The organism is Mesorhizobium sp. B2-1-8, assembly GCF_006442545.2.
Taxonomy (GTDB): domain Bacteria; phylum Pseudomonadota; class Alphaproteobacteria; order Rhizobiales; family Rhizobiaceae; genus Mesorhizobium.
Map to the genome: position 1 here is coordinate 66,596 of NZ_CP083952.1, position 14,714 is coordinate 81,309.

The 14,714-nt window shown below is 63.8% G+C and carries 16 protein-coding genes and 1 tRNA gene; 13 read left to right on the forward strand and 4 right to left on the reverse strand.

Features of this window, described 5'->3' with window-relative positions; all coding sequences use genetic code 11:
* Window positions 1-129: 129 nt before the first annotated feature.
* The 4 genes from FJ970_RS00335 to FJ970_RS00350 are packed head-to-tail and all read left to right on the forward strand — an operon-like array spanning window position 130 to window position 4,969.
* The gene (locus FJ970_RS00335; RefSeq protein ID WP_140757920.1) at window positions 130-1,224 is read left to right on the forward strand and encodes a microcin C ABC transporter permease YejB; all 1,095 of its coding nucleotides are present in this window, start codon (window positions 130-132) and stop codon (window positions 1,222-1,224) included.
* On the forward strand, window positions 1,224-2,369 hold the full coding sequence (locus FJ970_RS00340) for an ABC transporter permease (protein ID WP_140757921.1): 1,146 nt from the start codon (window positions 1,224-1,226) through the stop codon (window positions 2,367-2,369). Before FJ970_RS00335 ends, FJ970_RS00340 begins: the two co-directional genes overlap by 1 nt.
* Complete coding sequence (locus FJ970_RS00345; RefSeq protein ID WP_140757922.1) at window positions 2,366-3,997, forward strand: ABC transporter ATP-binding protein; 1,632 nt, start codon at window positions 2,366-2,368, stop codon at window positions 3,995-3,997. Before FJ970_RS00340 ends, FJ970_RS00345 begins: the two co-directional genes overlap by 4 nt.
* 30 nt (window positions 3,998-4,027) lie before the next feature.
* Window positions 4,028-4,969 (forward strand): 2-hydroxyacid dehydrogenase, encoded by a 942-nt coding sequence (locus FJ970_RS00350; protein WP_140757923.1) that lies wholly within the window; start codon window positions 4,028-4,030, stop codon window positions 4,967-4,969.
* A gap of 13 nt (window positions 4,970-4,982) precedes the next feature.
* On the opposite strand, the gene FJ970_RS00355 is transcribed toward FJ970_RS00350, so the two are convergent.
* The 3 genes from FJ970_RS00355 to FJ970_RS00365 all read right to left on the reverse strand — a co-directional run bounded on the left by FJ970_RS00355 (window position 4,983) and on the right by FJ970_RS00365 (window position 6,913).
* A complete protein-coding gene (locus FJ970_RS00355) occupies window positions 4,983-5,510 on the reverse strand; it encodes an AAA family ATPase (RefSeq protein ID WP_140757924.1) in 528 nt (175 codons plus the stop codon).
* Between the two features lie 25 nt (window positions 5,511-5,535).
* Window positions 5,536-5,895, reverse strand: coding sequence for a hypothetical protein (locus tag FJ970_RS00360; protein ID WP_140757925.1), 360 nt, complete (start codon window positions 5,893-5,895; stop codon window positions 5,536-5,538).
* Between the two features lie 100 nt (window positions 5,896-5,995).
* A complete protein-coding gene (locus FJ970_RS00365) occupies window positions 5,996-6,913 on the reverse strand; it encodes a class I SAM-dependent DNA methyltransferase (protein WP_140757926.1) in 918 nt (305 codons plus the stop codon).
* A gap of 150 nt (window positions 6,914-7,063) precedes the next feature.
* Here FJ970_RS00365 and FJ970_RS00370 point away from each other — a divergent pair, with 150 nt between their 5' ends.
* Both FJ970_RS00370 and FJ970_RS00375 read left to right on the forward strand, forming a co-directional pair.
* On the forward strand, window positions 7,064-8,074 hold the full coding sequence (locus tag FJ970_RS00370; RefSeq protein WP_140757927.1) for a ligase-associated DNA damage response exonuclease: 1,011 nt from the start codon (window positions 7,064-7,066) through the stop codon (window positions 8,072-8,074).
* A 229-nt stretch (window positions 8,075-8,303) separates the two neighbouring features.
* Entirely contained in the window at window positions 8,304-9,905 is a 1,602-nt protein-coding gene (locus tag FJ970_RS00375; protein ID WP_140757928.1) for a cisplatin damage response ATP-dependent DNA ligase, read from the forward strand.
* Window positions 9,906-10,061: 156 nt separating this feature from the next.
* Here the strand turns inward: FJ970_RS00375 and FJ970_RS00380 are convergent, their stop codons facing one another.
* The gene (locus tag FJ970_RS00380; protein WP_140757929.1) at window positions 10,062-11,207 is read right to left on the reverse strand and encodes a hypothetical protein; all 1,146 of its coding nucleotides are present in this window, start codon (window positions 11,205-11,207) and stop codon (window positions 10,062-10,064) included.
* Window positions 11,208-11,496: 289 nt separating this feature from the next.
* On the opposite strand from FJ970_RS00380, the gene FJ970_RS00385 reads away from it, so the two are divergent.
* From FJ970_RS00385 to FJ970_RS00415, 7 genes are all read left to right on the forward strand, one after another.
* A tRNA-Thr gene (locus tag FJ970_RS00385) sits at window positions 11,497-11,572 on the forward strand.
* A gap of 289 nt (window positions 11,573-11,861) precedes the next feature.
* Window positions 11,862-12,071 carry a hypothetical protein gene (locus tag FJ970_RS00390; protein ID WP_140757930.1) on the forward strand — a complete coding sequence of 70 codons (210 nt, stop codon included), beginning with the start codon at window positions 11,862-11,864 and terminating at the stop codon, window positions 12,069-12,071.
* Window positions 12,072-12,206: 135 nt separating this feature from the next.
* Window positions 12,207-12,395, forward strand: coding sequence for a YodC family protein (locus FJ970_RS00395; protein WP_140757931.1), 189 nt, complete (start codon window positions 12,207-12,209; stop codon window positions 12,393-12,395).
* 213 nt (window positions 12,396-12,608) lie between these two features.
* Window positions 12,609-13,046, forward strand: coding sequence for an EF-hand domain-containing protein (locus FJ970_RS00400; RefSeq protein WP_140757932.1), 438 nt, complete (start codon window positions 12,609-12,611; stop codon window positions 13,044-13,046).
* 45 nt (window positions 13,047-13,091) lie between these two features.
* Window positions 13,092-13,634, forward strand: a complete 543-nt coding sequence (locus FJ970_RS00405) for an RNA polymerase sigma factor (RefSeq protein WP_140757933.1) — start codon at window positions 13,092-13,094, stop codon at window positions 13,632-13,634.
* Window positions 13,635-13,747: 113 nt separating this feature from the next.
* Window positions 13,748-14,200 (forward strand): hypothetical protein, encoded by a 453-nt coding sequence (locus FJ970_RS00410; RefSeq protein ID WP_140757934.1) that lies wholly within the window; start codon window positions 13,748-13,750, stop codon window positions 14,198-14,200.
* Window positions 14,197-14,658, forward strand: a complete 462-nt coding sequence (locus FJ970_RS00415; RefSeq protein ID WP_140757935.1) for a periplasmic heavy metal sensor — start codon at window positions 14,197-14,199, stop codon at window positions 14,656-14,658. Before FJ970_RS00410 ends, FJ970_RS00415 begins: the two co-directional genes overlap by 4 nt.
* Window positions 14,659-14,714: the final 56 nt, after the last annotated feature.

Here is a 14,714-nt window from a genome sequence, read left to right on the forward strand (position 1 = left end):
CGTCACTATACGGGGAGAAATGTCCGGCAGGACAATGAGGGGCGGCGCCGGCGTCGACAATTGGACTGAGGCGACTGCCTTGGGGGTGCCGCCGGACACGGTGGCTCTCCTTGAGGAGGATACCATCTGATGGGCGCCTATATACTGCGCCGTATCCTTTTGATGATCCCGACCCTGTTCGGCATCATGGCGATCTCCTTCGCCGTCATCCAGTTCGCGCCTGGCGGCCCGGTCGAGCAGGTCATCGCCAAGCTGACCAACCAGGGCGGCAGCGACCGCCTCGGCGGTGGTGGCGGTGATGCTGGCGGCTCCAATTTCGACGCCGCCGGCGATGTCGGTTCGAAATATCGCGGCGCCCAGGGTCTCGACCCGGAATTCATCAAGAAGCTGGAGAAGCAGTTCGGCTTCGACAAGCCGCCGCTCGAACGCTTCGGCATGATGCTGTGGAATTACGCCAGGTTCGATTTCGGCAACAGCTATTTTCGCGATATTTCGGTGCTCGACCTGATCCTCGAGAAGATGCCCGTTTCGATTTCGATCGGGCTCTGGATCACGCTCCTGTCCTATCTGATCTCGATCCCGCTCGGCATCCGCAAGGCGGTGAAGGACGGCACCCCCTTCGACGTCTGGACCAGCGGCGTCGTCATCGTAGGCTATGCCATTCCGGGCTTCCTGTTCGGCATCCTTTTGATGGTGCTGTTCGCCGGCGGCTCGTTTTGGGACTGGTTCCCGTTGCGCGGCATCGTCTCGGACAATTGGGACCAGTTGTCGTGGCCGGCCAAGATCGCCGACTATTTCTGGCACATGACCTTGCCGCTGACGGCGCTGGTGCTGTCGGCCTTCGCCACGACGACGCTTTTGACCAAGAACTCGTTCCTGGAGGAGATCCGCAAGCAGTATGTGGTGACGGCGCGCGCCAAGGGCCTGTCGGAACGGCAGGTGCTTTACGGCCATGTGTTCCGCAATGCCATGCTGATCGTCATCGCCGGCTTCCCGGGCGCCTTCATCTCGGCCTTCTTCACCGGCTCGCTGCTGATCGAGAACATCTTTTCGCTCGATGGCCTCGGCCTGCTCGGCTTCAGGTCCGTCGTCGAGCGCGACTATCCCGTGGTGTTCGCCAATCTCTACATCTTCTCGCTTCTCGGCCTGTTCATCGGGCTCTTGTCCGACCTGATGTACACCTGGGTCGATCCGCGTATCGATTTCGAGCGGAGAGACGTCTGATGTCGGAGGCAAGCGTTACCGCCGGTGTCTTGCCGGAGCGGCTCCCACGGCCGTTCCTGTCGCCGCTCAACAAGCGCCGTCTGCAGAATTTCAAGGCTAATAAACGCGGCTTCTGGTCTTTGTGGATTTTCCTCGTCTTGTTCGTTTTGTCGCTGTTTGCCGAGTTCATCGCCAACGACAAGCCGATCATCGCGTCCTACAAGGGCGAAATCCTTTTCCCGGTGATGGTCGCTTACCCCGAGGAAAAATTCGGCGGCTTCTATGCCGTCACGGACTACCGCGACCCGGTGATCCAGGACGAGATCAATGCCCATGGCTGGATGATCTGGCCGCCGATCCGCTACTCCTACCAGACCGTCAACAACGCCATCCCGGAAGCAGCACCCGCCAAGCCGTCATGGGAATATGACGCCAAGACGCGCTGCAACCAGTATCCACAAGGAGCGGCCGATCCAGCCTGCAATGTCGGCAACTGGAACTGGCTCGGCACCGACGACCAGGCGCGCGACGTGCTGGCGCGCGTCATCTACGGCTTCCGCATTTCGGTGCTGTTCGGCCTGATCCTGACCGCGGGGTCGGCGCTGATCGGCGTCGGCGCCGGAGCCTTGCAGGGCTATTTCGGCGGCTGGACCGATCTGCTGTTCCAACGCTTCATCGAGATCTGGTCGGCCATTCCCGTGCTTTATCTGCTGCTCATCGTCGCCGCCATCCTGCCGCCGGGCTTCTTCATCCTGCTCGGCCTGATGCTGCTGTTCTCCTGGGTGGCGCTGGTCGGCGTGGTGCGGGCGGAGTTCCTGCGCGCCCGCAACTTCGAATATGTCAACGCGGCGCGCGCGCTCGGCGTGCGCAACCGCACCATCATGTTCCGGCACCTGCTGCCCAATGCGATGGTGGCGACATTGACGTTCCTGCCCTTTTTGCTGAGCGGCTCGATCTCGACACTGACCTCGCTCGATTATCTCGGCTTCGGCCTGCCGCCCGGCTCCGCCTCGCTCGGCGAACTGCTCAAGCAGGCACAGCGCAACCTCAACGCGCCTTGGCTCGGCATTTCCGGCTTCGTCGTCATCTCGCTGATGCTGTCGCTGCTGGTTTTTGTCGGCGAGGCGACGCGCGACGCCTTCGATCCGCGCAAGACGTTCAAATGAGCGAAACCCCCTTGCTCAGCGTCCAGGACCTCAGCGTCGCCTTCAGCCAGGACGGCGGCCAGTCTGTCGCCGTCGACCACATCTCGTTCGACATCGCCAAGGGCGAGACGGTGGCGCTGGTCGGCGAATCCGGCTCCGGCAAATCGGTCTCGGCGCTGTCGGTGCTGAAGCTGCTGCCCTACCCCAGCGCCAGCCATCCCTCGGGCAAGATCCTGTTCCAGGGCGCCGACCTGCTGGCCATGAGCGAGAAGCAATTGCGGCAGGTGCGCGGCAACAAGATCACCATGATCTTCCAGGAGCCGATGACCTCGCTCAATCCGTTGCACACGATCGAGCACCAGATCGTCGAAATCCTGAAGCTGCATCAGGGCATGGGCGATCGTCCGGCCAAGGCGCGGACGCTGGCCCTACTCAACGAGGTCGGCATCCGCGATCCACAGAAACGGCTCGACGCCTATCCGCACCAGCTTTCGGGCGGCCAGCGCCAACGCGTCATGATCGCCATGGCGCTCGCCAACGAGCCGGAACTGTTGATCGCCGACGAGCCGACGACGGCGCTCGATGTCACCGTGCAGGCGCAGATCCTCGAACTGCTCGCGGGCCTCAAAAGCCGCAAGGGCATGTCGATGCTGTTCATCACCCATGACCTCGGCATCGTACGCAAGATCGCCGACCGGGTCTGCGTGATGACCAAGGGCAAGATCGTCGAGACAGGACCGACCAAGGACATCTTCGCCAACCCGCAGCACCCCTATACGCGCCACCTCCTGGCCGCCGAGCCGAAAGGCAAGCCGCCGGCCGCCAATGCCGGCGCCAAGCCTGTCATGACCGGCAAGGACATCAAGGTCTGGTTTCCGATCAAGCAGGGCTTCTTCCGGCGTGTCGTCGATCACGTGAAAGCGGTCGACGGCATCGATGTCACGGTGCGCGCCGGCCAGACGCTGGGCGTGGTCGGGGAATCCGGTTCGGGCAAGACGACGCTCGGCCTGGCGCTGGCGCGCATGATCTCGTCGACCGGAGCCATCCAGTTCAACGGCCGCGACATCAACCAGCTCACCTTCAACGCCATGCGGCCGCTCAGGCGCGAACTGCAGATCGTCTTTCAGGATCCGTTCGGTTCGCTCAGCCCGCGCATGTCGATCGCCGAGATCATCGAGGAAGGCCTGAAGATCCACGAGCCGAAACTGTCACCCGACGAGCGCGACGACAAGGTCGCCGCCGTGCTGAAGGAAGTCGGCCTCGACCCGGCGACCCGCAACCGCTATCCGCACGAATTTTCCGGTGGCCAGCGCCAGCGTGTCGCCATCGCGCGTGCCATGGTTCTCAACCCGCGCTTCGTCATGCTGGACGAGCCGACATCGGCGCTCGACATGAGCGTGCAGGCGCAGGTCGTCGATCTCCTGCGCGATTTGCAGGCCAAGCACGACCTCGCCTATCTCTTCATCAGCCATGACCTCAAGGTCATCCGGGCGCTGGCCAACGACGTCATCGTCATGCGCAACGGCCAGATCGTCGAAGCCGGCACGTCCGAACAGATTTTTGGAAATCCGCAAACCGACTATACTCGGGCGCTGATCTCGGCCGCCTTCAAGATCGAGACGGCGCCGACAGGCGTGGTCAGCGAGTGATCCGCACAAGGAAGGACTGAACGAACCGCGATGGAAAAAGGCCGTATCCTGCTTGCCGTCACCGGCTTTCATCCGCAGCGCTGGCGCGACCTGTTGTCGGCCGAGCGCGAGGTGGTGCTGGAGCCGGACGGCGCCAAGGATCCCTCGATCACCTATGCGGTGGTGTGGAAGCACAAGCCCAATCTGATGTCGTCGCTGCCCAATCTGCGCGCCATCTTCTCGATCGGCGCCGGCGTCGACCATATCTTCGCCGATCCCGGCCTGCCCGACGTGCCGATCGTCAAGGTCGTCGCCGATAACTTGACGCAGTACATGACCGAGTACGTCGTCTGGCGAGTGCTCGACCATCATCGCCAGGGCCTGCTCTACCGGTCGCAGCAGCTGAAGAAGATCTGGCACGAACCGCAACAGAGGCCGGCCGGCGACATTTCCGTCGGCATCATGGGTCTCGGCAGTCTCGGCCGGGCCGCGGCCTCGGTGCTTCTGTCGCTCGGCTTCGCGGTCAATGGCTGGTCGCGCAGCGACCGGCCGATGAAGGGGGTGGCGACCTATTCCGGCGAAGCGGGCCTGATCCCGTTCCTCAACGCCACCGACATTCTGGTGGTGCTCCTGCCGCTCACTCCGGACACGCAAGGCATCATCAATTACGGCGTGCTGAAGGAATTGCGCAAGCGCAACGGGCTTGGCGGCTCGGTGCTGATCAATGCCGGACGCGGGCGGCTGCAGAAGGATGCCGACATCGTGCGGGCCTTGGACGACGGCACGCTGAAGGAAGCGAGCCTCGACGTGTTCGAAGTCGAGCCGCTGCCGAAGACCAATCCGCTGTGGCGCCATCCGAAAGTGTTCGTGACGCCGCATGCCGCGGCGACTTCCGATCCCGTGCACCTGGCGCCGATCATGCTGCGCCAGATGGACGCCTTCGAGCGCGGCGAGAAGCTCGACAATCTGGTGGACCGCAAGGCGGGATATTAGCCAGACGTCGTCGTCACCTGGCCAAGTCCCAGTCCTGAAAACATTTCTTGATCGCCCGAACCGAAGGCAGCTGCAGCTTTGGCAGGTCGATCCGCTCGAACATCGCCCTGTATCTCTGCCGGTTTTCCGGCGTGGCCACGGCGATGTGGTGGATCATGTCCCATTTGATGCTGTCGCGCCCGCCTTCCAGGCCACCGCGCCTCTCCCTCTCGAACAGGGTTCGCCTGAAATGACGCAGCAGACTTGCCGAGGTGGAGATGTCCAGCAGGATCAATCCCGTCGAGCGCTGGAAGCGTTGCGGCATGCAAACCGAGTAGTTTCCGTCCATCACCCACCGCTCGCCGGCGATCGCGGCGTCATGCAAGGCAATGAACTCGTCCCTCGGGCGCTGCTCCCAATCCGTGTTGGGCAGATGAAAGAGCAGATCGAGATGGATGGGCGTCAGGCCACGCTTGCGCGCGATCGCGTCGGCAAGCGTCGACTTGCCGCTGTTGGACGGCCCCAAAATACAGATGCGGTCGCCTAAGTCCGAGAGATTCACCGGATGGAGCCTTGCGATTGGATCATCAGCCGGGCAGAGCGAACTTCTTCTGCTTGTCCGGCTTGCCGCAGTCGCGGCGGTCGATGGACCGGTTCATGGCATCGATTTCGCCTGACGCCTTGTCGCTGTCGCGCTGGGCCTTGGAGCGCAAGTCGGGCGTGAACGGGCCGAAGCCCATGGCAGGATTGGAGAAGGCCGGCTTGGCGGTCGTCGGGAGGTTGTATTGCTGCGCCAGCCCGTTGCGTTGCCCCAGCAACTGATCGCATGGCACGCTGTCATATTGCAGCGAGGACTCGACGTTGGCGTCCTGCCGCTCGGATGCTGAATTGCCGACGCAGCCGGTGGTTGCCAGGCAAGACGCCAAGATCATCATGTTCCAGCGCATCGAAGTGCTCCTCCTGGTATCCCGCCCTGACGCGACCAGATCGCAAATATCAGTCGCGCACGCAAATCGGACTTTTTCGCAGCAGTACAAAGGGCTGCCCTCACATGGCATGAGCTTTCCGTGCCACGACGGCCAGGCCTTTGACGGGCTCGCGGCGATCCTGCCGGATGGTGGTCGGCTCCAGCGCCACGATCGAGAGGCCGTTGGCCTCGAGGGTCCGTCCAACATAGCCCTCCGAATGGGCATAGCGCCGCGACGGCTGCAGCGCGAAGTCGCCGCCATCCGCCAAGCTCTCGACGGAAAAGGCAAACAGGCCGCCCTCGGCGAGCAGGCCGGCGACCGTTCCCACAAAACCTTCGAGCCCGCCGATGTAGATCAGCACGTCGGCTGACATCACCAGATCGGCCATGTCGCCGGAATAGGAAAAGTCCTGCAAATCCGCTTTTGTCAGCGCGTCATAGATACCTTTTGCCCGCGCCATCCTCAGCATCCTTGCCGAGATATCGACCCCCTCCAGCCGGTCGACGATCGGCCTCAGCCTCTCGCCCATCAATCCGGTGCCGCAGCCCAGGTCGAGCGCCAGGCGGAAGCGGCCTGGCCTTGCCTTGCGGATGGCGGCGTCGAGTACCTCGGGCAGCCGGTAGTCGAGCTTGCCGACCAGCATCTCCTCGAATGTCTCCGCATAGTGGTCGAACAGCGTTTCGACAAAGGCACTGGGCGGCGCCATGGAGACCGGACCCTTGCCGATCAGCTGCAATTTGAGGGCCGCGCCCTGGCGATCGGCCGGATCGAGTTTCAGCGACGTCATCCAGGCTTGCGCCGCAAGGTCGAGCCTGCCTGATGCCTCCTGCATCTCGCCGAGCCGAAACCAGCCCATTGCCCATTGCGGCGCCAGTTCCAGCGCACCGAGCAGCAACTCGGCCGCAGCAGTATGATCGCCTGAGGCAAAGAGCATTTCGGCATAATCTGCACGGCGATCGGCGTTCGGGTCGCCCGACGAGGTCTGAAGCGGTTTCATGATGATGGTTCCACCGGCAGGGTAGCCAGCCGCCATCTCTGTAGAGCAAAGCATGCCGAAGCTGAACCGAATTGAGCTGGCTTTGCCCGGGGAGTCAGCAGTCTGGGGCAACGGGCTTCTCGCAGCGGAATTATATCCTATCTTGGGACCATGCGCGCCAGCGACCTGCTTCATCCCCGGCCCGAAGGCCTCTACTGCCCGCCGGGCGATTTCTTCATCGACCCGGTGCGGCCGGTGAACCGGGCGCTGATCACCCACGGCCATTCCGACCATGCTCGTTCCGGCCACGGCTCGGTGCTTGCGACGCAGCAGACGCTCGATATCATGGGACTTCGCTATGGCGAGGATTTTGCCGGGACGACGCAGGCAGCCATGCTCGGCGAGACGATTGCCATCGACGGCGTCGATGTCACCTTTCATCCGGCGGGCCATGTGCTGGGTTCGGCGCAGATTGCTGTCGAGCACCAGGGCAGGCGCATCGTCGCCTCCGGCGACTACAAGCGGCAGAAGGATGCGACCTGCGCGCCGTTCGAGCCGATCCGCTGCGACGTCTTCATCACCGAGGCAACCTTCGGCCTGCCGGTGTTTCGCCATCCACCCGACACGGAAGAGATCGCCCGCCTCTTGAAATCGGCGGCGCAATTTCCGGAGCGCTCGCACTTGGTCGGCGCCTATGCGCTGGGCAAGGCGCAGCGCGTGATGCGGCTGCTACGCGACGCCGGTTACGACAAGCCGCTCTACATCCATGGCGCGCTGGCCAAGCTCAGCGCGTATTACCAAAGCCAGGGCATCGATCTCGGCGAACTCGAGCCGGCGACGGTGGAGAGCGGCGGCAAGCAGGATTTCGCCGGGGCCATCGTGGTCGGCCCGCCATCGGCCTTCGCCGACCGCTGGGCTCGGCGCTTTCCCGATCCGATCTCGTGCTTTGCGTCGGGTTGGATGCGCATCCGCCAGCGCGCCAAGCAAGGCGGCGTCGAACTGCCGCTCATCATCTCGGATCATGCCGACTGGGACGAACTGATCGTCACCATCAAGCAGACCGGCGCCGAGGAAATCTGGGTCACGCACGGCCGAGAGGAAGCGCTGGTGCGCTGGTGCGAACTGGAAGGGATAGCGGCCAGGCCACTGCATCTGGTGGGCTATGAGGACGAGGGCGATTGAGGATGACACCCATCGATGCCGCGCCCTTCGGCGCCCCCCTCTGGCCTGCCGGCCATCTCCCCCTCGAGTGGGGAGATTGGCAGTTTTGGCGGCTGCGCCCTTGCTTCTGCGTTGAAGATTGGCGAAAGCCGTCGCGACATCCGATCTCCCACCTCGAGGGGGAGATGTCCGGCAGGACAGAGGGGGGCGCCTCGCGCCGGCTTTCACTACTGGCGTGGTGCGTCCAGCCATGAACCGCTTCGCCGAGCTTCTCGACCGCCTGGTGCTGATGCCATCACGCAACGGCAAGTTGACCCTTTTGACCGACTATTTCCGCAGCGTCGAGGATCCCGATCGCGGCCTGGCGCTGGCCGCCATCACCGGCGATCTCAAGATTGCCGCGGTCAAGCCGGCCATGCTGCGCACGCTGGTCATCGAACGCATGGACCCGGTGCTGTTCGGCTATTCCTACGACTATGTCGGCGACCTCGCCGAGACGGTGTCGCTGGTCTGGCCGCAAACGCCTGGCGGGATCGCGAACCGCGAGCCGACGCTTGGCGAAGTTGTGGCGAAGCTGCAGGCGGCGAGCCGCTCCGATGGACCGAAGGTGCTGGCGGGGCTGCTCGACAGCGCCGGCATCTCGGCGCGCTTTGCCATCATCAAGCTGGTCACCGGCGGCCTGCGCATCGGCGTCTCGGCGCGGCTGGCCAAACAGGCGCTGGCCGATTTCGGCAAGGTCGACATGGCCGAGATCGAGGAGCTCTGGCATGGGCTATCGCCGCCCTACACGGCGCTGTTCGCCTGGCTGGAAGGCAAGGCCGAAAAACCGCGCAACACGGCGATGGCGCTGTTTCGCCCGGTCATGCTGTCGAATCCGATCGGCGACGGCGACCTCGAAAAGCTCGATCCCTTGGACTATGCGGCGGAATGGAAATGGGACGGGATCCGCGTCCAGGCGGTGGCCGAAGGCGGCATCCGCCGGCTCTATTCGCGCACCGGCGACGATGTCTCGGGCGCCTTTCCAGATCTCGCCGACGCCATGCACTTTTCCGCGACGCTCGATGGCGAACTGCTTGTCGGCGATCCGCGAGACGCGACGGGCACCTTCTCGGACCTGCAGCAACGGCTGAACCGCAAGACGGTGACGCCGAAGATGCAGCAGCAATATCCGGCCTTCATGCGTTGCTACGACCTGCTGCAGATCGGCGCGGAGGATCTGCGCCCACTGTCCTTCCGCGAGCGGCGCGGCCGTCTCGAAGCCTTCATCGGGACGCTCGACCCCAGCCGCTTCGATCTTTCCCCCTTCGTCCACTTCACGGACTGGCAGGCGCTCGAGGACCTGCGCCGCGCGCCGCCGCATCCGATCATCGAAGGGGTGATGCTGAAGCGCTGGGATTCGCCCTATGTCGCTGGCCGGCCGAAGGGGCCGTGGTTCAAATGGAAGCGCGATCCGCACACGGTGGACGCCGTGCTGATGTATGCCCAGCGTGGCCACGGCAAGCGCTCGAGCTTCTATTCCGACTACACGTTCGGCGTCTGGTCCGGAGCCACGGGCGAGGAGGAACTGGTGCCGGTCGGCAAGGCCTATTTCGGCTTCACCGACGAGGAGCTGAAGCAGATCGACAAATATGTCAGGGACAACACCGTCGAGCGCTTCGGACCGGTGCGCTCGGTGCGCGCCGATCGCGACAATGGCCTGGTGCTGGAAGTCGCCTTCGAGGGGCTCAACCGTTCGACCCGGCACAAATCGGGTGTGGCCATGCGCTTCCCCAGGATTTCACGGTTGCGCTGGGACAAGCCGGCCAACGAGGCCGACCGCATCGAAACCCTGCAGGCGCTGCTCGACCGCTAGAGCAATTCCAGGAAAAGTGCGTAGCGGCTTTCCCGGGAAAAGCGCGTAGCGCTCTCCCTAGGGAATTGCGTGAAAACAAAGAGTTAGAGCGGTTCGGCGATTCCAACAAACACTGAACCGCTCTAAGGACCGTCGATATGTCGGTCGCGATTCAGTTCAAGGCTCGATCGACACGCGGATCTCGTAGATGTTGACCGCCTTGCCCTGCTTGTCGAAATCGGAATTGATGGCGATGGTTCCGGCCGAGCCCGGATGCTTGTCGGGGAACTTCACGTCGAACAGATATTCGTTTTTCTGCTGGCCGACCGCGTAACGCTTGCGGCCGCAGTCGCCGAGTTCGCCGAAATTGCAGTCGACGGAGATCTGCGTGTCCTTGCCGTCCTCGGCGCGGGCGATGATGTCGAACACGGCATGCTTGCCGGCGAGCTTTTCCAGCACGCCCTGCCCGACATCGAAGGCGATCGCCGAGCCGGAGGCGCCGGACTGGATGCGCAGGAACGGCCCACTGTCATCCTTCACGGCCTCGGCCTTGGCGTCCGACGGGGCGGCGACATGGGTCGGATCTGTCGGTGAAAACACATTGATCCAGGCGCGCGACTGGTCCGCGGCACCGGGCTTTGCCGGCGCGTTGGCGCCGTCGGCCGGGGTGAAATCGGGGTCCTCGACCGTCGGAGGCGCTTCCGGCGGCGCGGTGTTGAGCTGCGCGGCCGTCTTGAACACACCGGTCTGCATGGCGAAGTACAGTCCGATGCCAATCGCCGCGAGCAGCGTGACCGTGAAGAAAATGGCGGTCAGCGGCAGGCGCCGGCCGCGAATGCGCCGCTCATCGCGGTCTGGGGTCACTTCCGTCGCGGCTCCCGGCGCTGCGGGAGCCGACATGTCGATGGCTGGCGCGCCGGGAAGGTTGGCGTCGGGCATGATGTCGGGAACCACCGGCAGCACGCGCGAGCGCGGCGCGTCGGAGGCGGGCTGCACGGGGCCGTCGACGGTGACAGCGGGCGATGGCGCCCTCGGGCCGGCCTCGACCGCAGGCGCTGCGCCGCCCTCGGCCTCGCCCGCCGGCGCGTCGATCTGCGGGGCGACGCCGGGCACCGCCGGCAGGTACTCCGATTCGATTTCGGTGATTTTCGCCTGAATCGCCTTACGGCGCTTGATGGCGACTTCCACCGTCACGCCGGGATTGGCCTGGAGCGCACGGTCGAGCGCGGCGAAGGCCGACCGATAGACCCTCTCGCGGAACGCTCGGTTCTCGGCATTGCCCTTTTCCAAGGCGTTCCGGATCGCTTTTTCGATCGCGTCCAAGCGAGATCCCTCTGCAAATTGCCACAAGCTTTCACGATGGTTAGCGGCAGGCGACCAATCAATCAACGGGCGGGCGGCCGCATTCTGCCTCGACGTGCCGTCCAAAGTCCATCTTCGCGATGTTCCGGCAAACAAAATCGGAACATGGCGCCGATTCCAGCATGCAGGGGCGCTAGAACCCCGGTTTCGATCGCGGCGGCGCTCTTCGCATGATTTGCCAAGTCGCATCTTGAATTCGCGGCCCGTTGAGTCTATCACCCTGCCCATCTTGGAGGTCCTGGCCTCCCGGGCCGCTTTAGCTCAGTTGGTAGAGCACATCATTCGTAATGATGGGGTCAGGTGTTCGAGTCACCTAAGCGGCACCAGTTTTCAAACCAATGATCGAAGCAGCTCGGGTGCGCGGAAGATGGCCCGAATCCTGGCCGTTTGCTTGTGCCAAGCCGGATAGTCGTGCGACTTGCAGATACCGGCCCAGGCGCGAGGTCCTCCGGCCCTATAAACGCGTCGAGAAGGTGCGATGGGGCCTTTTTCAAATCACAACAGCAAATGATGGACCGCGCGTTTCTATTTTTTTGGAACAGACGCCTGTTTTTTGGAACAGACGCTTGGGTCGCACATTTCCTGCCGTGGTTTCTACGGACAGGAGGTTTCAAATTGCCAAGGCGTGTCGACAAGGAAAGGCTCGAAAGGGCGGACCGCGAGGCGAAGCGGGTGCTGGATGCCGAGCGTCACGCAAGGGACGCCAAGACAACTCGCCTGAGGGAGCAGAGACTGCAGCAGGAGGCATTGGCGGACAAGTCTCCGCCTGCGCGCCGACGCGAGCCGGTCAGGAAGCAGGCGCGGCGTGTGATCGAGGTGGACTGATCCGCGGAGGTCGCCGGTTCGCCCCTGGAGCGCGATCCGCGTTGCCGCATAAGGCGGCAACCCAGAAGACCCATATGCCATTGTCGGGACACCGGTTTTGGTATGAAATAACAGGCGTCAGCATGGGAGGTCCAAATGCCCAACACTTTCAAGACCGGAGACGTCGTCAAGCTGAGGTCGGGAGGCCCGAAGATGACGGTCAGCGACGGCGCCGCTTCCGGCATGTATCTGTGCCACTGGTTCAACAAAGAGGGCGAGGTGTGGACGCCGCAGCATGCCGGCTTCAAGCAGGAGCAGCTGGTAGCCGCCGACCAATCGACGTAATTCCCGCTTTCGCCAAGGAATGGCCGGCCCGGGCGTATCCAGACGCGCTGGAGGAGGTGTTCTGCTGCTCCCCGGGCCGCGAAGGTCCGTCATCGCCGGCAAGCGGCGTGATCGGCATGGGTGGCCGACGGATTTCTCCGATCGCGACGTTTAACGGTTGAAGCGTGACCATGGCATTGGGCCATGGCATGCGCCAACCGGAGACGTAAAGCCATGATACGCCGTTCGATCCTTGCCGCTGCCTTGAGCCTGCTGACCACCGCGGCTCCGGCCCAGACAGCGGCACAGCCACCGGCCGCGACGCCACCGGCCGCCGCGTCGCCCGCTGCTACATCGTCGGCCGCCAAGTCCGACATCACACTGGCCAAGTTCCAGAAACGGCGGGAGAAGGCGATCATGGCCGCCGACACGGACGGCGACGGCAAGATCAGCCTGCTGGAGTGGGAGGCTTTTCAGGCCAAGCGCAACGTCAAGGGCGATCCGGCCAAATCCTTCGCGCGCATCGATTCCAATCATGACGGCTTGATCGACCGGGCCGAGCTCGATGCGTTCTTCGCCAAGCGCTTTGCCCGGCTCGACAAGAATGGCGACGGCATGCTGACGGCCGACGAGATGCCGGGCCACAAATCCGCTCCCAAGCCGGAGCAGTGACCAAGAGGCTATGACGTGTGATGGATATCGGAAGTGCGCCAGCCGATGAGCGGCGATCCGGACGAGGAGTTGGTTCGTCGGGTCGGTGCTGGCGATCCCGCGGCGGTGCAGGCGCTCGTCGCGCGGAAGTTGCCGCGTATCCTTTCGCTTGCCGTGCGCATGCTGGGCGATGCGGCGGAGGCCGAGGATGTCGCGCAGGAAACCTTTATGCGCATCTGGCGTCATGCCTCGAAGTGGCGGCGTGGCAATGCACGCTTCGACACCTGGATCCACCGCGTCACGCTCAACCTTTGCTACGACCGGCTGCGTCGGCGCCGCGAATGGGTGACCGACGAAGTGCCGGACATTGTCGATCCCGCCCCGCTTCCCGATTCCCATCCTGGCGACGAGGCGCATCGGGTCGAGCGGGCCTTGCAGGCAATCGCGCCACGCCAGCGCGAGGCGATCATCCTGGTCTACTACCAGGAGATGTCCAACATCGAGGCGGCCGCGACCCTGGAGATCAGTGTCGATGCCCTGGAGAGCCTGCTGTCGCGCGGCCGGCGGGCGCTGCAGGCGATGCTGGCCAGGGATGGCTGCGATGACTGAGAAAGGCGCGCGCCCAAATACTGTACATTCAACCCGCCTTGCGGGTGTCCGGGTGGTCTGCGTCGTTTCCAACCCGCGTGGGCACCCGGCACCAAGGGGCAAGGGGAAAACAAATGGCTGAAGACATCGAAGACGGGCCGGCAATGGATGCCAAGCGTTTCGCGGCGCTCGCGCAAGCCTATGGCGGCGATGTGCGCCGCTGGCCGGAAGCAGAACGCGAAGCCGCCTGGGCCTTTGCGTCAAGCGAAGCGGGCCAGGCCATTTCGCGACACGCCGGCAGACTTGACGCCCTGCTCGACAGCTATCGGGTCCAGCATCCCGGCAAGGCGCTGCACGGCAGCATCCTGCGCGCGGCCGACCGGCACCTCGTCCAGCGCCGACACCATCGGTTCTGGTGGTTGGGCCTGGGTCTCGCCGGCATTGGCCTGGCGGGCGCCGTTGCCGGATTGGCGCTGGTGAGCGTTGTCACGCCGGAAACCGGATCGGATCACTATGTGCTGGATGCCAACGCGACGGCGTTCGGCGATGCCGGCCCCGATGCCGAAAATGGTGAGGAGAGCCTATGAGCGCGCGCTGGGTTCGTGGTCTGGTCATCGCCTCGGTCGTGCTGAACGTCTTTCTTGCCGGGGCATTTGTCAGCGGGGCCGTCTGGCTGAGAAATGCCAGGGCAGGCGCCGGGTACTCGTTGGAGTCGGTTGGCGGACAGCTTCCCGAAAAAGATCGCAAGTCCTTTCGCAAGGCGCTGCGGCAAGTACGCATTGAAGCCCGCCAGACTATTCTTGACGGCCAGCAGGCAAGGCAGGAGGCGGCGGACCTGTTGCGCCAACCCGTTGTGGACACCGTGGCTTTGTCCGCCGCCCTGGAGCGGGCGCGCAACGCTGACGTGACCGTGCGCACGCGGCTTGAACAGGCCATTGTCGACTTCGCGGCGAACACATCGCCGCAGAACCGGAGCGCGCTGGCCGCGGCACTGATGCGCCATGTGGAACGCCGCGCGGCCGTAGCACCAAAAAAATCGCCGTGACGACCGACGGAAAACGCTCGCAAGGCCGTTTAACTGGGGGAAGGGCAGACCTGCCG